This window comes from Acinetobacter sp. YH01020 (genome assembly GCF_013420275.1).
Lineage (GTDB): Bacteria > Pseudomonadota > Gammaproteobacteria > Pseudomonadales > Moraxellaceae > Acinetobacter > Acinetobacter amyesii.
On sequence record NZ_VOYN01000057.1, the window covers coordinates 1 to 18,477 of the forward strand.

General features: G+C 44.2%; 20 protein-coding genes. 13 read left to right on the forward strand and 7 right to left on the reverse strand.

Features of this window, described 5'->3' with window-relative positions:
• The coding region (locus tag FTT85_RS15835; protein ID WP_180183936.1) for an IS5 family transposase at window positions 1-658 on the forward strand (658 nt) is incomplete at its 5' end.
• Window positions 659-910: 252 nt separating this feature from the next.
• A complete protein-coding gene (locus tag FTT85_RS15840; protein ID WP_180102715.1) occupies window positions 911-1,165 on the forward strand; it encodes a TIGR03643 family protein in 255 nt (84 codons plus the stop codon).
• Here the strand turns inward: FTT85_RS15840 and FTT85_RS15845 are convergent.
• A complete protein-coding gene (locus FTT85_RS15845; RefSeq protein WP_180153288.1) occupies window positions 1,162-1,314 on the reverse strand; it encodes a DUF2256 domain-containing protein in 153 nt (50 codons plus the stop codon). The two genes, FTT85_RS15840 and FTT85_RS15845, sit on opposite strands and share 4 nt — an antisense overlap.
• Window positions 1,315-1,317: 3 nt before the next feature.
• Window positions 1,318-2,841 carry a cryptochrome/photolyase family protein gene (locus tag FTT85_RS15850; RefSeq protein WP_180183937.1) on the reverse strand — a complete coding sequence of 508 codons (1,524 nt, stop codon included), beginning with the start codon at window positions 2,839-2,841 and terminating at the stop codon, window positions 1,318-1,320.
• A 392-nt stretch (window positions 2,842-3,233) separates the two neighbouring features.
• On the opposite strand from FTT85_RS15850, the gene nudC reads away from it, so the two are divergent.
• From nudC to FTT85_RS15895, 9 genes are all read left to right on the forward strand, one after another.
• Window positions 3,234-4,007 (forward strand): NAD(+) diphosphatase, encoded by a 774-nt coding sequence (gene nudC / locus FTT85_RS15855; protein ID WP_180183938.1) that lies wholly within the window; start codon window positions 3,234-3,236, stop codon window positions 4,005-4,007.
• 227 nt (window positions 4,008-4,234) lie between these two features.
• Complete coding sequence (locus FTT85_RS15860) at window positions 4,235-4,783, forward strand: lipocalin family protein (protein WP_180183939.1); 549 nt, start codon at window positions 4,235-4,237, stop codon at window positions 4,781-4,783.
• 138 nt (window positions 4,784-4,921) lie between these two features.
• Entirely contained in the window at window positions 4,922-5,860 is a 939-nt protein-coding gene (locus FTT85_RS15865; protein ID WP_180183940.1) for an acyl-CoA desaturase, read from the forward strand.
• A 44-nt stretch (window positions 5,861-5,904) separates the two neighbouring features.
• Window positions 5,905-7,188, forward strand: coding sequence for an NAD(P)/FAD-dependent oxidoreductase (locus FTT85_RS15870; RefSeq protein ID WP_180183941.1), 1,284 nt, complete (start codon window positions 5,905-5,907; stop codon window positions 7,186-7,188).
• Between the two features lie 9 nt (window positions 7,189-7,197).
• A complete protein-coding gene (locus tag FTT85_RS15875) occupies window positions 7,198-7,992 on the forward strand; it encodes a DUF1365 domain-containing protein (RefSeq protein ID WP_104851845.1) in 795 nt (264 codons plus the stop codon).
• Window positions 7,989-9,185, forward strand: a complete 1,197-nt coding sequence (locus FTT85_RS15880) for a cyclopropane-fatty-acyl-phospholipid synthase family protein (protein ID WP_136143611.1) — start codon at window positions 7,989-7,991, stop codon at window positions 9,183-9,185. Before FTT85_RS15875 ends, FTT85_RS15880 begins: the two co-directional genes overlap by 4 nt.
• A gap of 25 nt (window positions 9,186-9,210) precedes the next feature.
• Entirely contained in the window at window positions 9,211-9,987 is a 777-nt protein-coding gene (locus FTT85_RS15885; RefSeq protein ID WP_180183942.1) for a DUF1295 domain-containing protein, read from the forward strand.
• An 11-nt stretch (window positions 9,988-9,998) separates the two neighbouring features.
• Window positions 9,999-11,048, forward strand: coding sequence for a cyclopropane-fatty-acyl-phospholipid synthase family protein (locus FTT85_RS15890; RefSeq protein ID WP_180183943.1), 1,050 nt, complete (start codon window positions 9,999-10,001; stop codon window positions 11,046-11,048).
• Window positions 11,049-11,087: 39 nt separating this feature from the next.
• Window positions 11,088-12,410: a sensor histidine kinase gene (locus tag FTT85_RS15895; protein ID WP_373886899.1), complete on the forward strand. Its 1,323-nt coding sequence runs from the start codon at window positions 11,088-11,090 to the stop codon at window positions 12,408-12,410.
• Here FTT85_RS15895 and FTT85_RS15900 read toward each other — a convergent pair.
• The 4 genes from FTT85_RS15900 to FTT85_RS15915 all read right to left on the reverse strand — a co-directional run bounded on the left by FTT85_RS15900 (window position 12,407) and on the right by FTT85_RS15915 (window position 15,159).
• Window positions 12,407-13,099, reverse strand: a complete 693-nt coding sequence (locus tag FTT85_RS15900) for a response regulator transcription factor (RefSeq protein ID WP_005177281.1) — start codon at window positions 13,097-13,099, stop codon at window positions 12,407-12,409. The genes FTT85_RS15895 and FTT85_RS15900 overlap by 4 nt on opposite strands.
• An 11-nt stretch (window positions 13,100-13,110) precedes the next feature.
• Complete coding sequence (locus FTT85_RS15905) at window positions 13,111-13,611, reverse strand: chalcone isomerase family protein (RefSeq protein ID WP_180183944.1); 501 nt, start codon at window positions 13,609-13,611, stop codon at window positions 13,111-13,113.
• On the reverse strand, window positions 13,587-14,159 hold the full coding sequence (locus FTT85_RS15910) for a nuclear transport factor 2 family protein (protein ID WP_180183948.1): 573 nt from the start codon (window positions 14,157-14,159) through the stop codon (window positions 13,587-13,589). The genes FTT85_RS15905 and FTT85_RS15910 overlap by 25 nt, the downstream gene beginning before the upstream one ends.
• A 118-nt stretch (window positions 14,160-14,277) precedes the next feature.
• The gene (locus FTT85_RS15915; RefSeq protein WP_180183945.1) at window positions 14,278-15,159 is read right to left on the reverse strand and encodes a LysR family transcriptional regulator; all 882 of its coding nucleotides are present in this window, start codon (window positions 15,157-15,159) and stop codon (window positions 14,278-14,280) included.
• A 102-nt stretch (window positions 15,160-15,261) separates the two neighbouring features.
• Between FTT85_RS15915 and trpB the strand changes: the two genes are divergently transcribed.
• Window positions 15,262-16,473, forward strand: coding sequence for a tryptophan synthase subunit beta (trpB, locus tag FTT85_RS15920; protein ID WP_180183946.1), 1,212 nt, complete (start codon window positions 15,262-15,264; stop codon window positions 16,471-16,473).
• Window positions 16,470-17,258, forward strand: a complete 789-nt coding sequence (gene trpA, locus FTT85_RS15925) for a tryptophan synthase subunit alpha (protein ID WP_087549551.1) — start codon at window positions 16,470-16,472, stop codon at window positions 17,256-17,258. The genes trpB and trpA overlap by 4 nt, the downstream gene beginning before the upstream one ends.
• 125 nt (window positions 17,259-17,383) lie before the next feature.
• On the opposite strand, the gene ribA is transcribed toward trpA, so the two are convergent.
• Window positions 17,384-17,986, reverse strand: coding sequence for a GTP cyclohydrolase II (ribA, locus tag FTT85_RS15930; RefSeq protein WP_004976959.1), 603 nt, complete (start codon window positions 17,984-17,986; stop codon window positions 17,384-17,386).
• Window positions 17,987-18,477: the final 491 nt, after the last annotated feature.

Consider the following 18,477-nt stretch of genomic DNA (forward strand, 5'->3'; position numbering starts at 1 on the left):
TAGAAGACAAAAACATATTGATATTGCGATTAGCTACCAAAAAAGTAGCGATGGGCTGCATCTACTCATAGACTCTACAGGCATGAAGTTTCTAGGTGAGGGCGAATGGAAACGCAAGAAACATGGACCTGAATATCGTCGCCAATGGCGTAAACTTCATATTGGTATAGATGCTGAAACCCTTCAAATACGCGCTATTCAACTCACTACAAATAATGTGAGTGATTCACAAGTGCTTGGTGATTTACTCGATCAGATTCCACAAGACGAGCAGATTGACTCTGTTTATACCGATGGAGCTTATGACACCAAACAATGTCGTCAGGTCATTGCAGATCGGCAAGTGTATGCAGTAATTCCACCTAGAAAAAATGCGAAACCATGGAAAGATACAAAGAGTAGCTCGCTAGAGCGAAATGAATTACTTCGTACTGTTAATCTTGCGAAGCAGTGCTTCTCAGGCAGGACACTATGGAAAAAATGGTCCGGCTATCATTGCCGAAGTTTGGTCGAAACTAAGATGCATTGCATCAAATTATTGGGGGATAAACTCAGTGCAAGGAGTTTTGATAGCCAAGTGAATGAAATTCATGCACGTGTAGCAGTCCTCAACAGATTTACGGAATTAGGTCGACCACTTACCCAAGTTACGCCTTAAATTTGGCTCAATTAGGGGCGCTTTGCATTTCAAATCTTTGTGCAACAAAGCCCTTTTAAGTCCTTATGGATATTCGACTTATAGAGGTAACTAAGACTTAACAGGGCTAGTTTAACTAGCCCTTTTAGTCGTGCTGAGTCCCTAAACTACAGAAAAATCACAAAAAATTCATGATTGTATTGTTATTCTTTTAGTCAGATTAAAGTCGATAAAGCTTATTAACGCTTCGTGATGATTAAAAACGAGAATGGTATGAATCAATTTTCTGAAGAGGACTTATCCAGAATTATAGAAATGGCTTGGGAAGATCGAACTCCTTTTGAAGCTATTTTATGTGAGTATGGTTTAAATGAAGCGGCGGTGATTCGCTTGATGCGGCAAAATTTGAAACACAGTAGCTTTAAAATGTGGCGTGCACGCGTGACTGGCCGAAAAACCAAACATCTGCAGCTGCGTTCACCTGATGTGATACGGGCCTATTGTTCACGCCAATACAGGCGTTTCTAAGTGTTTGATTTTGATAAATGTCTGGACTCACGTTTACATCGTTCAGAACAGTATCGTACTTTCTCCCAGCAACGGTGCCATTTTTTGCGCCAAGTAAAAGGGCGCAAGCAGTGAATACATATTTTTTCAGGGAGATGCTGTTTTTTCATCGTTTATAACTCATTGATCCGGCTAAGAAGCTGCTGGGCATGGCTGATGATCTGCTGCCGATCTTTCAATTTGTCCAGCTGCCGATAGATCATGGCCATACGTGGATGGGTACGGAATATCGCTTCATGCCGGATCATGAAATACCAGTACAGGCTGTTGAACGGACAGCTGTCTGGCTCGGTACGGGTTTTGACATTGTAGCTACAGTGTTTGCAGTAATCCGACATCTTATGGATGTAATTGCCCGAAGCCGCATAGGGTTTGCTGGCCATCAAGCCGCCATCGGCATGCATTACCATGCCCAAGGTGTTCGGTAGCTCTACCCATTCATAGGCATCGGCATAGACTGCCAGATACCACTCGCTGATCTGCTGCGGGTCTACACCAGTTAATAAGGCAAAATTTCCAGTCACCATCAAACGCTGAATATGATGTGCATACGCATGCTGAAAAGTATTACGGAAACACTCAGCCATGCAGTTCATCTGAGTGCGGCCAGTCCAGTAAAATTGTGGCAACGGGGTTGAGTACTGTAGCGCATTGCGGCTGGCATACTCCGGCATGTACAGCCAGTAAATTCCGCGAACATATTCGCGCCAGCCGAGGATCTGCCTGATAAAACCTTCCACTGCATTCAGTGGTGCATGACCGTCATAGTAGGCAGCTTCTGCCGCATCACAGACTTCTTTGGGCAGTAACAGACCACAATTTAGATAAGGCGAGAGCAGGCTGTGAAACAGCATGTCTGCACCCTGAACCATTGCATCCTGATAATCTCCAAAATGCGGCAAACTGTGGGCAATGAAATGCTCCAATGCAAGCAGGGCATTGCTGCGCGTGGTGGCCCAGTGAAAATCGGCAAGACTGCCAGAGTGATGGGAAAACTCGCGTTCAACCAGTTCCAGTACATCCAGATCAATCTGATCCCGTTCAAAATGAAGTGTTGGAGGCAATGGCGGACTGCCTGACCAGGCCTTGCGATTGGCACTGTCATAGTTCCACTGTTGTCCAAGCGGCTGCTGTCCCTGCATCAAGTAGCCGGTCTGCTTGCGCATTTCCCGATAAAAATATTCCATGCGCAGCGTCTGGTAACGGCTGGCCCAGTACCGGAACTGCTCCGGACTGCAGAAAAAACGCTCATCATTCAGGTACTGTACCGGCAGTTGCAGCTGCTGGCTCCAGTGCTGTTCAATCTGCTGCTGCAAGCAGTATTCTCCGCATTGGGTCATGACCAGTTCTGTGACAGGGAATAGCTGTTGCTGTTCCTGCACAAAATCCAGTAGGCTACGAATCGGACTGCCGGACTGAAAAGCATGGTAACGTACACGCCAGCCCTCGGCCTTGAGCTCTTTGGCAAAATGACGCATGGCGCTAAAAATCAGGGCAATTTTCTGTGGATGGTGGGCAACATACGTGGCTTCCTCCACAACTTCCGCCATTAGGATTACATCCTGGGTACGATCCAGCGCTTTTAGCGTAGCAAGCTGATGATGAAGCTGGTCACCCAAAATTAAACCAAAACGCATAGCCACTCCAGACCTGATCAAAGATAGCGAAGTGTAAATCTAGGCAGTTCAATTTTTTGTGAAAATAAAAATCACCCCACATGTTGAGCCAATTCAACACGGCTAAATGATCGTCTTGGATTGCATACATTGCACAGGAATCATGATTGCTGCAATAAAAGACTGTCCATCTCTGTAATGCTACAGCCCATTGATGAAATTCACATTGCATCATTCCTTAATGCATAGGTGGTGTGAAAATTATGTGATTTTAATCAAAAAGATACAAATTATTATGGTTGTAATTCAGGCAGCTTGCACCTAGTATCTGCTTAGAAGTTACTCCATGTAAGCTTCCTTAGTTTTGTCCCATACACTCCTATGTATGGGATTTTTTTTAATCAGTGGATGTCATGAGCATGCATTCAAAAGCATATATTTTTAGACAGCAACAATTACTAGTGGATGAGCATTTTCAGTTGCCACAGGTAGCAAGATTGCAGCATGATCTAGACCTCTCGGAAAATGGCAAGATCATTGCACGTGATCTTAAAGAAGACGAACCAGTGCCTAAAGGTTATCAATTGGTTCCGATCCGGCAACTGGTGCAAGTCTGGAGCAGACCGCAGTTTGAACAGGCCAGCCGTGCGGTACAGTTGCTAGAATGGCGCCGTAATCATCGCTTTTGCAGTAAATGCGGTCACGCCACCCAGCAGCACGCCAGCCAGTATGCCATGGTCTGTCCATCCTGTGGCTATAACCAGTATCCGCGGGTGAATCCTTGTGTAATTACCATCATTACCCGGGGTGTAGATGAAATTCTGCTGGCAAAAAATGCTCGCAACAAAACCCAGATGTACAGCCTGATTGCCGGCTTTGTTGAAGTCGGGGAAACCCTGGAAGAGGCAGTCCGCCGTGAAACGCTTGAAGAAGTGGGGCTGCAGATCAAAAATATTCAATATCTGGCCAGCCAGCCATGGCCGTTTCCCAGCAACCTGATGATGGCTTTCAAGGCGGAATATCATGCAGGGGACATCCAGATTCAGGAAAATGAACTCAGCGATGCGCAGTTTTTTAAGTTTGATCAGTTACCCGAGATTCCGTTCAAGGGCAGTATCGCCTATGCCATGATTCAGCATGTGATGCATGGCACACCTGTTGCCGATGATAGCAAAGAATGGCTTTGAAATAACCAGTCTGGTTTGGCTGCTTAAATTAAGGAAAAAATCAGGAAGTTTATTTTCGATCGGTGTAATTCCTGATAACCTGAATTTTCTGATGTTGAAGACTTAATTATTGTTTAGCGGATAAGCGAATGGCATCTCAACAAAAACTGAATCGCAACATCTAATATTCACGCTTTGTTCACATCCAGCTGGGTTATGTTAATACCAAAATCAAACAAGGATTAAAAATGAAGATGCTATTCAAGTCGGTTTTTGCAGTTACAGCGTTAGCCATCATTAGCTTAAGCTTTACTGCTCGAGCTGAAACGGTTAACCCTCGGGCAGTCAATCAGGTTGATATCCAGCAGTATGCTGGTAAATGGTATGAAATTGCGCATTTACCGATGTATTTTCAGCGTAAATGCGTATCGAATATCTCGGCACACTACACTGTCAATGCCGATCAGACTATGGGCGTCTTAAATAGCTGCCGAATTGAAAATGGTAAAATGATCAGCTCTGAAGGGGTGGCCTATCCGCAAAATCAGGGCAACAGCAAACTGAAGGTCAGCTTTTTGCCGCCAGGTTTAAGATGGATTCCGTTTACCAAAGGGCATTACTGGGTATTACGAGTAGACCCGGAATATAAAGTGGCGCTCGTGGGGGGCCCAAGTAATAAATACCTATGGATTTTGTCACGTGAACCGCAACTGGATCAAGCCACCTATCAGTCTTATCTGGATACAGCAAAATATTATGGTTATGACATCACAAAACTGATCAAATTGCCGCATTAATCTGTTACCCTTTTCCCTAACTCCTTAGTCTTTCTACAGTTCAGCTTTTTTTTTATCTCACTTCACATAAAATTCATATCTGACTGATTACACTCATCAAATAGAATAAAGACAATCGCTTGAAAATAGGATGAGTCCATGTTGAAAAGTCTGATGCGATGGATAGACAGCTGGTCTACACCCACAGCGCCCGAAACACTGACGGCTGAAAACAGCAAGATTCAGTGGCTGAGGATTTTACCCTTTATTCTATTACATCTAGCCTGTCTCGCCGTGTTCTGGGTGGGAGTGTCATGGTTTGCACTGGGTTTCATGCTCGCATTCTACCTAATCCGCATGTTTTCCATTACGGCCTTTTTTCATCGCTATCTGTCACATAAAACTTTTCAGACTTCGCGTCCGGTGCAATTCCTGTTTGTGTTAATTGGAACTATGAGTGCACAGCGTGGTCCGCTATGGTGGGCGGCCCATCACCGTTATCACCACCGCTATACCGATACACTACAAGATCCACACTCCTCAACACATGGTTTTTGGTACAGCCATGTCGGCTGGTTTTTAAATGAATATAATTTTGCCACGCGTAAAGAAGTGATCAAGGACTGGCTGAAATATCCGGAACTGATCTGGCTGGACCGCTTCAGTTTAATTGTGGTGCTGCTGACCGCGGGAGGAATTTATGCACTCGGGGAGTGGGTGGCCATCACCTGGCCGCAACTTGGTACATCAGGCCTGCAATTGCTAGTGTGGGGCTTTGTCGTGTCTACCGTGTTACTGATCCATGCCACCTTGTGTATCAATTCACTGGCGCATCATTATGGCAGCCGAGATTTTGACACGGATGATCACAGCCGCAACAATTTATTCCTGTCGATCATTACCTTGGGCGAAGGCTGGCACAACAATCACCATTATTATGCCGGCAGTACCCGGCAGGGTTTTTACTGGTGGCAGATTGATGTGACCTATTACCTGCTGAAACTCATGTCTTTGTTCGGGCTGGTCTGGGGACTCAAGCCCATTCCGGCACGTGTCTATGACGTCAGTAAAATTGCCCGGGCTCGAAAACAGAAATAAGCTGCCAAGACCTGCACTCCGACTATTCATTCAAAGGAATCACCATGAAAATTGCAATTATTGGTTCAGGTATTTCCGGTCTGTATGCTGCCTGGAAACTCAGCAAAGCGCATGAAGTCACAGTCTTTGAAAAGAATAACTACTTTGGTGGTCATACCGATACCCATCAGCTGAATATCGATGGTGAACAGGTTGCGGTGGACAGTGGCTTTATTGTCTTTAATGAGCATAACTATCCGCTGTTCTGCGCCATGCTAAAAGAACTTGGCATTCAATCGCAAAGCAGTGACATGGGCTTTTCGGTGAATAATCAGGTCACTGGCTTACAGTACAATCCTTCAAAAAAATTCTCGTTATTGTTCCGACCTCAAAACTTTTTTAATGCAGATTTTCGCGCGATGTTGTCGGATCTGTTCCGCTTCTATGCCGTCAATAAAGATCTGGATGTCGAGCATGTCGATGCACAGCTCAGTATAGATGAGTATCTGGATCGGCATGGCTATTCCGAAGCCTTCCGTCAGGAACATCTCTATCCGATGTGCGGGGCGCTGTGGTCCTGCCCAGTGGAACAGGCCGGACAGATTCCGTATAAGTTTGTGGTGAGCTTTTTCCAGCATCATCGCATGTTGCAGCTCAAAGACCGTCCTTTATGGCTGACGGTCAAGGGTGGATCAGCTCGCTACGTCCGTGCCATTCAGGCCCAGTGCAATATCACGCTTCGTAAAACTGCTGTGCATCAGGTGTCTCGCAGTGCCAATGATGTACTGATTGAAACCCAACAGGGCAGCGAGCGTTTTGACTGGGTGATTTTCGCCAGCCACGCCGATGACAGCCTAAAACTGCTGAAAGACCCAACCGCGCAGGAGCTGGACGTGCTAGGCAAGTTCCGCTATCAGGATAACCGCATGGTGGTACATTCCGATACCTCTATCATGCCCAAATCCCGTCGCCAGTGGGCCAGCTGGCATGTACACGTCACGCCGACTCAGGTCACTGAACAGACGCCATTCCAACACAGTGGCACACATTATGGCTTTAGCTACTGGATGAACCAGTTGCAGAACCTGAACTGCAAAACCCAGGTCTTTGCCACCCTGAATCCTAATTTTGCCCTGAATCCAAAAAAAGTCTGGGTAGAACGACATTACCGTCATCCGGTGTTTGATGCCCCGGCGATTGAAGCACAGCAACGCTGGGCCGAGGTCAACGGCCAAAACCGCACCTCATATTGTGGCGCTTACTGGGGCTGGGGCTTTCATGAGGATGGGGCGCGTAGCGCATCATGGGTAATCGATCAGTTATTAAAACAGGCTGAACAGGCAGCTTAGGAGCGCATGATGCAGATGTATCCACTGGCGATAGCCACTGCTGAAATCCGGCATCGTCGTTATTTGCCCCAAGCCCATGCTTTTAAAACCCAGCTGAGCTATCTGTGGTTTGATCCAGATCAACTCGCGACGTTTACCCGAAAATCCTGGCTGTGGTCATCTAACCGCTGGAATTTCCTGACCCTAGATGAGCTCGATTTTCTGACTATGGAATGTGGCTCGATTCGGCAGAAGATTGCACGCCTGCTGATCAAGCGGGAAAACTATCTGTTACCGCATGCCGCTTCCATCCGGGTGCTGGCTTTACCGCGCACACTCGGCTTTCGTTTCAATTCCGTAGTGTTTTATATGGTCTTTAGTGCGACCGACCAGTTGCTCTTTGTGCTGAGTGAAATCACCAACACACCGTGGAATGAACGACAGGTCTACATTCACGACTGCCGAAACAATGCAGACGAACATGCGCCGTACCAGAGTCACCAGTTTGACTTTAAAAAGGCCTTTCATGTGTCGCCGTTCATGCCAATGGGGTTGGATTATCGCTGGCGCTTCAGCTTTTCGGATCGGCAGAACGTGATTTATATGCAGCTGTTTGAGCAGGGAATCTTGCAATTCGATGCCACCCTGAAATTTTCCTTGCAGGCCATCACGGTTCCTTCACAGCAGCATCGCTATGCTGTACTGAAAGTTCTTGAACCCTTCAGGATGGTCAGCGGAATTTATCTGCACGCCTTTCGTTTATGGAAAAAGAAAATTCCATTTTACCGACATCCTAAAAAAGAAAAAGGAAACACATTGCGATGAAGACACTATTCATGGGAGAGCAAAGCACACTGCCGGTGGTACTGCGCCACCTGCTGAAATTACGCCATGGTCAGCTGATTTTTAAAGGCGTCTGGAACGGGGCTGTCGGGGAAAATAGCGATTTACAGGCGGTGATACAGGTGCATGATGTCCGTCTGATGGATCTGCTGTTCCGTAATGGTGTACTGGGTGCTGCCGAAGGTTTTATCCGTGGCTACTGGAGCAGTGAAGATCTGGTCGATGTGATCCGCATTTTGGCACGTAACCGCGATGTGCTGGACCAGATGAATCAGAATGCAGTGGCTAAAGCCAGCCAGTTACTGTTAAAGGTCTGGTATAAATCGCGCAAGAATTCGATTGATGGCAGCCGCAAAAATATTGCCGAGCATTATGACCTGAGCAATGACTTTTTCAAGCTGTTCCTGGATTACAGCATGATGTATTCTAGTGCGGTGTTTAAAGAGCCGGGCATGAGCCTGGAACAGGCTTCGGATTATAAAAAAGAGCTGATCTGCCAGAAACTGCAACTCAAACCGATGGATCATTTGGTCGAAATTGGCAGCGGCTGGGGCGGTTTTGCCATTTATGCCGCGCAGCAGTATGGCTGCAAGGTCACCACCATTACCATTTCCAGAGCACAGTATGATGAAGCCGTGGCCCGGGTCGCTGCAGCCGGACTGTCACATCGTGTGACTGTGCAGCTGAAAGATTACCGCTTACTGGAAGGCAAATACGACAAGCTGGTGTCGATTGAAATGATCGAGGCCGTAGGTGAGCAGTATTTACCAACTTATTTCCGAAAATGCCGCGAGCTCCTCAAGCCGAATGGTCTGGCCCTGATTCAGGCCATCACCATTGAAGATGCACGCTATGCCAAAGCCCTGAATACCGTGGACTTTATCAAGCGCTATATTTTCCCGGGCAGTTTTATTCCCTGTATCAGTGTCATGACCCAGACCGCTTCCGAACAAAAACTGCGACTCAAACATTTGGAAGATATCGGCCAGAGCTATGCTCAGACCTTGTACTGTTGGCGTCAGCGTTTCTTGCAGCAGCATGATCAGGTACTTGGGCTTGGTTTTGATGAGCGTTTTATCCGCATGTGGGATTTTTATCTGTGTTATTGCGAAGGTGGCTTCCGCGAAGGCGTGATCAGTGATGTACATCTGCTGTTCGAAGCCAGTGCCTACTAAGCCAAGATAAAACAGGAGTGCCGAAATGCTGCTGAATTTACTGATGCTGAATGTCTTTATCATGCTCTGTAGCTGGGTGTTGGTGACCTATAACCACAGAGCAGGGCTGGTCGATGTCGCTTGGAGTTTCAGTATTACCCTCAATGTGATTATTGCCGCTTGGGCGATTGACAGTGCACCGATGTTGGTTCGCTTATTTCTGGGACTGGCGAGTGGGATCTGGTTTTCACGGCTGACTTGGCATCTGTTACGGCGCTATGCCAGTGAAACTCAAGAAGACACGCGTTATGCCAACATGCGCCGAGCGATGGGGGATTATCAGCATCTTGGTTTTCTAATGTTTTTTATATTTCAGGCAGGTTTGGCTCTACTGTTTTCTTACCCAATGCTGAAGTTGTTAAGTATCTCGACCGAGCAATGGAATGACTGGACTTTGGTCACTGTGATTGTGGCGGGCATGATCATGTTGCTGGCGCTGATCGGTGAGAGTACCGCTGACCAGCAACTTTACCGTTTTAAGCTAGATCCACAGAATCAAGGTAAAACCATGGATCAGGGTTTGTGGAAATATTCGCGCCATCCGAATTATTTCTTTGAATGGCTGCACTGGTTTGCCTATCCGGTCCTTGGTCTGGCAGCAGGTGCCTATGGATTATGGATTTATCCGCTGCTGATGTGGCTGTTTCTGTACTACATCACCGGGATTCCCTTTAGTGAACAACAGGCGCTGGCACATCGCGGCGACAACTATAAAGACTATCAACGACGAACTTCAATGTTTATTCCGTGGCCACCCAAATAGTAGGTAAATACATGGACTTTATGATTCAACAATCTTTAAAACTGGTCGAAAGCGGCAAGCTGCCCGATTCTGTGATTCGCGCGGGCATTCGCAGCCTAAGCAAAAAACGTCTGGCACAAGAAGGACGCTTTGACCCGGCACTGGCAGCTCGGCGCTATATGGATGTGCTGCATATGCTGAAAAATAGCGAGATTGCCATCGAGACTGACAAGGCGAATGAACAGCACTATGAACTGCCCACCGCATTTTTCCAGGCGGTGCTGGGCAAGCGTCTGAAATACAGCGCTAGCCTGTTTGAACATACTCATACCACCCTGGATCAGGCGGAAGAAGCCGCACTGGCCAGCTATTGCCAGCGTGCACAGTTAAAAGATGGACAGGATATTCTGGAAATTGGCTGTGGCTGGGGATCGTTGAGTCTGTATATGGCCGAGCATTATCCCAAGGCCCGCATTACGGTGGTGTCGAATTCCTCGACCCAGCGCCTGTATATTCAGGAACAGGCGCGTCTGAAAAAACTGCAGAACCTGACGGTGATCACCTGCGACGTCAATGTGCTGCAACTGGAACCCGCGTCCTTTGACCGCGTGGTTTCGGTGGAAATGTTTGAACATGTGCGCAACTACCAGAAACTATTTGAAAATATCAGTATTTGGCTCAAACCAAATGGCTTATTGTGGTGTCATATTTTCTGTCATCGTTTCTTGCATTATCCTTTTGAAGTCAAAAATGAGTTTGACTGGATGTCGCAATATTTCTTTAGTGGTGGTTTGATGCCAGCAGCCTCAACTTTCCTACATTTTCAGCAGCATTTACAGCTAGAACAGCACTGGCAATGGGCGGGCACGCAGTATGAACGTACCGCAAATGCTTGGCTAGAAAATATGGATGCTAAACAGGCCGAGCTAAAGCCCTTATTTGAACAAACTTATGGCGCGGATGCTGCCATCTGGTGGCAACGCTGGCGGATTTTCTTTATGGCCTGTGCCGAGCTGTTCGGTTATGAGCATGGACGCGAGTGGGTGATCGGTCACTTTCTGTTTAAAAAGAAAACCGTATAATTGAATGGCGAATCGGATGGGGTAGTGGGGAATGCACCAATGTTAAAGCTGTTCAGGGACAAACACGATCATCCTCTGGGTGAGGTGTTTAACCGCTATTACTGGCTGCAAATCGGATTCATTGCCTTGTCTGTGGTGATTGGGATTGGCTTCAGTGCCTGGGTGATTAAAGGTTCTTTGCTCAGAACGGCGCTAGAACAGGAAATGTCACACTACTGGCAGCGATTAGAACGTAATCCTGCTGCAGAATTGCCCGATACCAAAAACCTGTATGGTTACCGCTGGAACACCGTGCCACCCTCCCAATTTAAGAATATGTCACTTGAGCAAGGGGTGAATCGGCATTTTGTCGATGGCAAGGAGCGCATGACCGTGTATGGTGAAAAAGACGGACAGCATGTGCTGCTGGTGTTTGGCGAAAGCAACGTCAACAAGCTGGTGTGGCTGTTTGGTCTGGCACCGCTGATGGTCAGCCTGTTTGTGCTATATAGTGTGCTGTGGTGGTGGAACCGTCGGGCCCGGCGCTATTTTTCCCCGATTACCCGTCTGGCCAATGCGCTGGAATATATCGACTGGGAACATCAGAAAAATCAGGCTTCGCCATTTCAGGACATCCGCACCGACTCTAATCTGGAAGCTGAATACCTCAAGCAGGCGCTGGAAAAATATCATCAGGTATTAAGCGAATTTATTCAGCGTGAGCGTGAATTTACCGGAGATGTCAGCCATGAGCTACGCACGCCACTGACCATTTTAAAAGGCAATGTGCAGCTGTGTCAGGCACGCTATGGCGACAACAAGTCCTTTACCCGCCTGCATAACACCATTGAAGACATGCAGCTGCTGGTCGATACCTTGCTGGCCATTGCCCGCAATACCACCAACACTTTAACTGCTGAACCGACCATGCTTTCAGAATGTCTGGACAATCTGGTGCAGGATCTGGAGAGTGTCAGTCATAACAAAGGCATGCAGATAGACCTGCAAAAAGACCTCGATGAACAGCCGCGTAAACTTTATCCATCCATGACCAAAATGGTGTTTGGCAATATTCTGCGCAATGCGCTGAACTATTCACAGGGCACAGAAATTGATGTGATTCTGGAAAAAAATAAAGTACTGATTGCTGACAATGGAGTCGGCATGCCTTTACCTAACAATTCTAAAGTTCAGGAACTGTCTGGTCAGCAGCTACAACTGGAAATCAAAGGGCATGGTATTGGATTGCAATTGGTGCAAAAGCTATGCAAACAGCTAGGTTGGCGTGTGGAGCTGTTTGACAGGCAATATTATCTTGACACTCATCAGAATGTTGATCTAGCAATGACCACTGGACTGATTGTTGTTGTGTACCTAAATTAGGCTTCATCTTCGAAAGCAATCTTTAAACCAATCCCAGATATGGTGTGAATCAGCTTTTGTTCAAAGGGTTTATCGACCATTTTGCGTAAATTATAGATATGACTGCGCAGAGCATCACTTTCTGGCTCTTCGTCACCCCAAAGCTGCATCATAATTTCCTGTTTGGTCAGTACTTTAGGAGAATGTCGCATTAGTAGCTTCAAAAGTTTAAACTGAATCGGAGGCAATTCAATGTTCTGCCCAGCTCGAGTTAGCTGTTGTGTTGCGGGGTCCAAAATTAGGTCATGAATTTGCAGACGACTGCTAGATACTTCACCCAGGGAACGTTTGATCAGGGCCTTGACCCGAACCACTAGCTCGTTAAAGTCAAAGGGCTTGACCAGATAATCATCCGTGCCGGAATTGAAGCCTTTAAGTTTGTCATCCAAGGTATCCCGAGCGGTAAGCATCAAGACAGGTAAGTCCAACCCCTCTTCATTGCGTAACCACTCGCACAATTCATAACCAGAACCATCAGGCAAATTAATGTCTAGTAGCAAGATATGGTAGCGTTGCTGTTTCAGTAATTGTCTAGCAGCACTCAGATTGCGGGCATGATCGACCACAAAGCCATGTTCTTCAAGAAACTCGCATAGGGTAGAGGCCAGTTCATAATGGTCTTCAACCATCAGGATAAAATGTTTCGACATAGCGGCAGACACTAATTTAATAATTGCTGTTTTAATTTAGCACTAAATGGCTGGGGACCCAGCCATATATTAAAATATTGTTGTGCCAGAGGATGTTTAAGCTGTCCTAAACTTTGCTGGTTCAAGGATAAGCTCAGGGTCTGTGTAGCGTGGTTGTATTTTAAACGGTACAGGTCGCCTGATCTGACCGGACGATACAAATCAGTGAATGGGTTGAATAGAGCATGTATTTTTGCGTCTTTAACATTACGTTTCAGTAAATGTGTGGCCGCACGTTTAAATGCCCAATCCGGAATATTCTGGGTATAGGAAAAGTCCATCTGTATATTTTGTTTTTCCCAGGACTGGCTACAGTTTTGTGCAAAATAACTGGCCATACCGACCTGTTTTTTACCCACCATCAGCGGACCATTGCCGCATTGATTCAGGCTTTGTGCCTGTGCCCATGGACAGAAGCTACATCCCATCACTAACGCTGTGCTAATCGCTATTTTTTGAAAGGCAGTAGCCATGAGTAGACCCCTCCAACATAAGGCAGTGAACGGTACAGGCCATTCGCAGGGTCCCAGAAATCCTGCTGGAAAATAATCTTGTTGTTTTCGTTAATCTTGATTTCACTGATACCGTAAGAGTCCATACTGCGGGTCGTGCCGAACATTTTAAAATCATAGGTCATATGCCAGTGCACGTAGGCAGAGTCCTGATGATAAGAAGCGTTTAACAGCTTGACGCTGACCTTGCTGACCCGTTTGTTCATGCCTTGAAAGTGCTCCAGCAGATTTTGACGGGATGAAAATTGCGATAGGGTATCGTTAATAAACAGCTGGTCGGCATACAGCGATCCAGCTCTTTCCACAAATTCTGGTGTGCCCAAGGTATTAAAGGCTGAGGTAAAGCGGAGGCCGATATCCTGAGCTTTAGCCTGATCCAGCGCTATCCCCTGAATACTGTTTCTGGATTGGGCGTAATCGGCTGAATAACTGGGAATACTTTTACATCCGGCTAACAACAGAAGCGGCAAGGATAAGGCTGTAGCAATTAGTGTTTTTACAAGTCTCATCATCAGTGTCCGTATGAAGTGTATGTTTATACCTTAGGCAGCACAGCGTGAACAGAATGTGAAATAGACGTTATAGATGAGCAATTGAATAGAATTTTTCAAATCAAAGATTAAATGTTTAACTTTTTTCTTCGGCCATTAACCAATCAATGATATTCATAACATCACGATTTTCGTTATTTTTTCTGACCATTGCATAAAAATTATAGTCACAATAGATAAAACCAAAAGGGGCAATGATCTTTCCATTTAACATTTCTTTTTCTACTAGAATTTGAGGTGCTATGGCAATTCCTAACCCAGACACTGCAGCTTCTATCATTAAATTCAGACTATCAAAATAACGGTCATTGGATTTTGGGGAAAAGCTTATTTGAAACTGATCAAACCATGTATGCCATGCACTTTTATTTGAGTGGGTATGAAGTAATGGATAGTTTAAAAGATCATTTACGGAATGAAGAAGATTTATTTCACGATTACAAATAGGACCCATGTTATCGGGAAATAACAGATATTTATTCAAAAAGTTGGGAAGTAGATGATGCTCACTGACGCTATTGATAAATATGTCAACTTTCTCTTTTTCTAACAATTTTAAGTCATTACATGTCATTAATTTGATATGGATATTGGGATAAATGACTTCGAGCTTTTCTAATCGAGGAATCAGCCAATTTGCCATAAAACTATGAGAAGCGCCTATGACAACTTCTACTTCTGAAGTTTTATTTGTTAACTCAAAGACGCATTGTTCTAAACGATTAAAAAGCTCCATACAAACGAGCGATAATTCTTCGGCATCCGCCGTCAGAGAGATGGTCGAGGAATGTCGAATAAACAATTTTTTATCCAACCATTCTTCTAACTGCTTTATTTGATGGCTAATCGCACTATGGGTTACACATAATTCTTCGGCAGCTAAGCTGAAACTTTTATTTCTAGCGACAGCCTCGAATGCTTTTAAAGCATTAAGAGGAGGTAATGTTCTGCGTTTCATGTTGTAAAATTTTCTAACACCTTAAGCTCAAAATATATCAATTATCATCAAAATGAAAATATTTTAAGATCAAACAAGTTTTGATAGTAAAAGAGATATGAGATGACAACCCCTTATACAGGTAATGGTCCTGATGACTTGGGATTTTTTGGTAAATTTGGCGGATGTTACATGCCAGAGAGCGTAATGCCAGCACTTCAAGAATTAGAGCAAGCCTTTAATACTGTTCGGCACAAACCTGAATTTTGGGCTGAATATCAGCAGATTTTAACGGACTTTGTTGGTCGTCCTAGTCCTCTTTTTTATGCAAAAAACCTAACAGCTTATGCAGGCGGCGCTCGAATATATTTCAAGCGAGAAGATTTGAACCATACGGGTGCGCATAAGATCAATAATTGTGTAGGGCAAATCTTATTAGCCAAATTTATGGGTAAAACCAGAATCATTGCAGAAACGGGTGCTGGGCAACATGGTGTTGCAACAGCAACGGTTTGCGCGCTGTTTAAGATGAAATGTACCATTTTTATGGGAGAAACAGACATTCAGCGCCAACAAATGAATGTTGAACGCATGAAATTACTCGGTGCTGAAGTCAGAAGTGTTCAAAAAGGTCGTGGGACTTTAAAAGATGCCATGAACGAAGCATTACGTGACTGGATCAGCCATGTTGATACGACCTATTACCTGTTGGGTACTGGCGCAGGCCCTCATCCATATCCGACGATGGTCAGAGAGTTTCAGAAAATTATTGGTTTAGAAGCCAGAAACCAAATACTCCTGAAAGAAAATAGACTGCCTGATGCTCTAGTTGCTTGCGTTGGTGGGGGATCAAATGCATTAGGGTTGATGTATCCTTTTCTAGAAGACCTGAATGTCAAAATGTTTGGCGTTGAGGCAGGTGGAAAAGGAATAAATAGCGATGAACATGCCGCCTCTATTTGCAAAGGTCAGGTCGGTGTGCTGCATGGCAATTTAACCTATTTATTACAAGACTTAGATGGGCAGATTTTAGAAGGGCACTCTGTATCAGCTGGATTGGATTATCCTGGTGTTGGTCCAGAGCATGGCATTCTGTTTGAAACAGGACGTGTGACATACACGGCGATCACCGATCAAGAGGCTGTAAATGCCTTTCAGCTTTTAAGTCAACAGGAGGGTATTATTCCTGCGCTTGAGAGTTCTCATGCAATTGCATATGCGATTCAACTTGCTCAAGAGATGCAGCCAGAACAGATCATTATTGTCAATTTAAGTGGCAGAGGAGACAAAGACTTAAACACGGTCAAAAAATATCTTGCAGGAGCTACAGCATGAACCGTCTAGATCAAAAATTAGAGCAATTGAAACTGGAAAATCGAAGCGGTTTGGTCTGTTACTTTACTGCTGGAGATCCTAATTTTACAGAAAGTTGTCGTCTGTTAAGCCAATTGGGTCAAGCAGGGGCTGACATTATTGAAGTGGGTATTCCATTTTCTGATCCAGTGGCAGATGGAGAGATCATTCAGGCAGCGCATCTTCGGGCTTTAGATGCAGGTCTAACGGTAAAACAGACCATTGAGTTGGTAAAAGTAATCAGGCTGCATGATGACCAGACACCAATAATTTTCATGACTTATTTAAATCCGATTATGCAATATGGTTTTGAGACACTTATCGCCGAAACAGAAAATCTTATAGATGGAATATTGATTTTAGATGCTCCATATGGATATCGAGAAAACTTTGAAGTGCAGTTAAATGAAAAAAATATGCATTTAATTGCAATGACCGCGCCGACGACCCCAGTTGAAAGGTTAGAGCAAATTTCAGCGCGCGCGACAGGGTTTTTATATCATGTTGCAGAAAATGGATTAACAGGAGGAGACTTCAATCTATCTAATCTTGAGAAAAAGATAACTGAAATTAAGCCGATTTTTAATATTCCTGTTGCAATTGGTTTTGGGATCAAAAATGAAAGCCATGTTAAAGCACTAGCCAATAAAGTAGATCTTATTATCATTGGCTCAGCGCTCGTCGATACTTTTTTTAATAAGGGAATGAATGCGACTTTAGAAAAAGTCACAGTTTTTTCGCAAATCCTGAGAGAAAATAAAGAATAAGCCAGCTTCTTTGATAGGTATTCTTTAAAACCATAATTGAATATAAAACAATATTTTATCTTGTCCTTCTCCCGAAAGGGAGATGGAACTTTATACGTGGATATTTTTCTAAAAGTGATCGCTTTTTAAAAATCACTATTATCATATAGATGTGACATGCGTTTTTGCTTTGTTTCAAGATAAGCTTTGTTAAAGATATTTAAACCAACTTTTAAAGGAATACGTTCAACAACATTAATTCCTAAATCAGTTAAAGATTTAATTTTAAGGGGATTATTTGTAATGAGTTTTACATTCTTTATTTTTAAATAATCTAACATAATGGTACACATATCATATTTACGAGCATCTGCTGGTAAATTTAATAATAAATTGGCGTCAAGAGTATCATGTCCTTGGTCTTGAAGGGCGTAAGCTCGAATTTTATTGGTTAGTCCTATGCCGCGACCTTCTTGGCGCAAGTATAAGATCACACCTTGACCTGCATCATTAATCATTTTCATGGTTGAATGTAATTGGGGGCCACAATCACATTTGAGTGATCCAAAAGCGTCACCAGTTAAGCACTCTGAATGAATTCTAACGAGTACAGGTTGATTAGAAATAGTACCCATGCCTTTGGCAAGAGCAATATGTTCTTCACCAGTACTTTGGTCTTGAAATGCTATAATTTCAAAATCGCCAAATGCAGTAGGTAACTTTGATTTGGAAACAAATTCTATAGCCATTTAATTATACCCCTGTATTTTAAGAATTTAGAAACTTTCAACTATTACTTTCCACCTAAAATAGTTCTCAGATAGTGAAATTTATGTGAAAACACAAGATTTTTTAGTGTCTGAAGTAAATTTCAATAAAAAAAGCAATAAGTTACATCTAATTTTAGCTTTGGAATTATGTAAGAACTAAAAACAAAAAACTCAAAATTAATACTTAAAAATACTACATAGTCGTATAGAATAAATTACTACAAGGTAGTATAAATACAAGCAATGTATACAATATGTGAAACCCCATTATTTACTAAATACTGTCTTGTTTATTGGACTCAGGAAGAATACGAAGAATTCAAAACATTCTTGGCATTAAATCGGCTTTGTTGCACAAACCTATCTGTAAAGGCTTTTTCAGCGATATAATTTTCAAATGAAGAAGCCTACACACAAAATCTATCGCACAACCAATTGGCCCGCATATAACCGAGCACTCATGAGTCGCG